The organism is Pandoraea sp. B-6 (genome assembly GCF_000282835.1).
GTDB classification, from domain to species: Bacteria; Pseudomonadota; Gammaproteobacteria; order Burkholderiales; family Burkholderiaceae; genus Pandoraea; species Pandoraea cepalis.
Map to the genome: position 1 here is coordinate 83,296 of NZ_KB290503.1, position 2,324 is coordinate 85,619.

Below are 2,324 nucleotides of genomic sequence, written 5' to 3' on the forward strand. Positions count from 1 at the left end.
CATCGGCCGATTGGCGCCGCGAGTTTTGCATCTCGCCCCGCCCACCGGGGTTGCCGGCAGCGGCACTCTGGACCGGCGAACTCGCCGTTTGCGCGCAGCGCTCGCCCAGCCGCCCAAGCCCACAATTGTACCCGAGGGAGGGCGGCGCGCCTTGTCGCGCCTGCCTCGAGCGCCGCGTCGCATTCTCGTCTACGCGAGCACCAGCGGCGTATACGGCGACTGCGGCGGCGCCCATGTGGATGAAACGCGCACACCGCGGCCGCGATCGCCGCGTGGCCAGCGTCGTGTGGACGCGGAGCGCACGGTGCGCACGCTCGGCCGACCGTCGCGGCACGGGCATGACGTGCATCGTGTGCTGGCGGCTGGGCCGGCACGCGCCCGTGCGACATCGGTGAGCGCCACGCCAGCGGTCTGGCGTTTCACCGAGCGTGCGCGCGTGCCGTGGCGAACGACGCTCGTGCGCATTCCGGGGATTTACGCGGCGGATCGTCTTCCGGTCACGCGCTTGCAAAAGGGCACCCCGGCACTACAGGCGTCCGACGACGTTTTCACCAACCATATTCATGCCGACGATCTCGCCGCGATCCTGGTGCGCGCGATGTGGCGCGGCAAGTCGCAGCGGATCGTGCATGCCAGCGACGACACCGAATGGCGCATGGGCGAGTATTTCGACCATGTGGCCGATGCGCTGGGGCTGCCCCGGCCGCCGCGGATTTCGCGAGACGAGGCGCAGCGCGTGCTGGAGCCGACGCTGCTGTCGTTCATGTCGGAGTCGCGACGGCTCGCCAACACGCGGCTCAAGCGCGAACTGGGCTACCGGTTGAAGTATCCCGATGTGGCGGCGCTGCTCGTCACGCTCTCCCGCTGATCGATTCGCGATCCTGATTGAACGAGGTGTCGCCCACGGTTTGACGTTGTTGAGGCCACGACGCCAGTTCGATTCGTGCATGGCAGCGCCGAGCGGGAAGATCGGCAACGGCAGGAGAAATGTGGAGATGCGGATCGGGGTCAACGTTGCGCGTTGCCATCGGCACAATCGCCCGCGAGCAGGGGGGGCGGCGGTTGCGATAGCCCAGCCGGGCAGGGGGCTGGGGGCGTTGGTGAGCAGGGTGGGACGCACAGCGGAGCGCGTCGCCACGCGGCTGCACAATGTGAAGATCGCACGCGCTGCGCGACCTCCGATGTCAATCGCGGCCTCGGCGGCCTCGGCGTGCCCTCACTAAATTCTCTATAATTTACTTTTATGTCGTCTAACATCGGTGAATTGTCGATATTTGTGCGCGCCAATCAAGGGCGACGCCGATGATGGACATCGACGCACCTTTCCAATCCTTTCTGAAATAAGGATTGAGCTGCATTTTGTAAGATGCTTCGGCCAATGCCGGTCTGGATGAACGCACACACTTCGGTGCATCTCGACACCAAGGGAGCACACGACATGACCACAGGCATAGACGCGCCGGGTTCGGCGCTACATCGCGCCTGGCGTTTGCCGGGGCAGGGACCTGCCGCGACGCTCGGCACACGTCGCGCGTCGCCGGCGCCGGATCGATTTACGAATGCGCTGCGGGCGCTGTCCACGACCTCGGCGCCGTCTGCGGTGACGCAAGACAGTGCCGTGACACTGTCGCACGCCGCGAGCGCCCGGCGTCAAACTTAAACCACCGAGAGAATTTCATGAGTCTGCATGTTCTGCTGGTCGACGACGATCCTGTCGTTCGCGACCTCTTGCGCGAATTGCTGCATGCCAACGGCATGCAGGTCTCGGTGCTGCACAACGGGGCCTCGCTGCTGCGCCGGCTCGAACTCGAGCGGCCGTCGGTGATTCTGCTCGACATCATGATGCCGGAGCGTGACGGCTTGCGGGCGTTGCAGGATTTGCGCGCGGCCGGCGAAGACATCCCGGTGATCATGCTCTCGGCGCGTGGCGGGCCGCTCGACCGGGCGCTCGGGCTGGAACTGGGCGCCGACGACTATCTGGCCAAGCCGTTCGATCCGCGTGAGTTGCTCGCGCGGATTCACGCTGTGCTGCGCCGCCGCGGGCCGGTGGCCGCCAGCGCCCCCGACGCGCGCGCCCCGTACCGCTTCGGTCCGTTTGAACTCGATTACTCGCTGCGCACGTTGCAGCGCGAAGGCGAGCGTTTACCGCTGCGCGATACCGAGTTCGCCATGCTCAAGGCGTTCACGCAGCACCCCATGCAGGTGCTCCCGCGCGTCAAGCTGCACGCCATGCTCTATGGCGACGGCATCACGTTTCGCGATCGCAGCCTGGACGTGCCGGTGTGGCGTCTGCGACGGCTCGTCGAGGGCGATCCGTCCGAGCC

2 protein-coding genes are annotated in these 2,324 nt (G+C 66.4%); both read left to right on the plus strand.

The genetic code is table 11. The annotated features are described in order from the left end of the window. A partial coding sequence (locus A985_RS24575; protein ID WP_232424552.1) for a hypothetical protein occupies nt 1-868 on the plus strand: 868 nt, incomplete at its 5' end. A gap of 809 nt (nt 869-1,677) precedes the next feature. Next, nucleotides 1,678-2,324: response regulator (locus tag A985_RS0107585; RefSeq protein ID WP_017232802.1), on the plus strand; the 647-nt coding region annotated here is incomplete at its 3' end.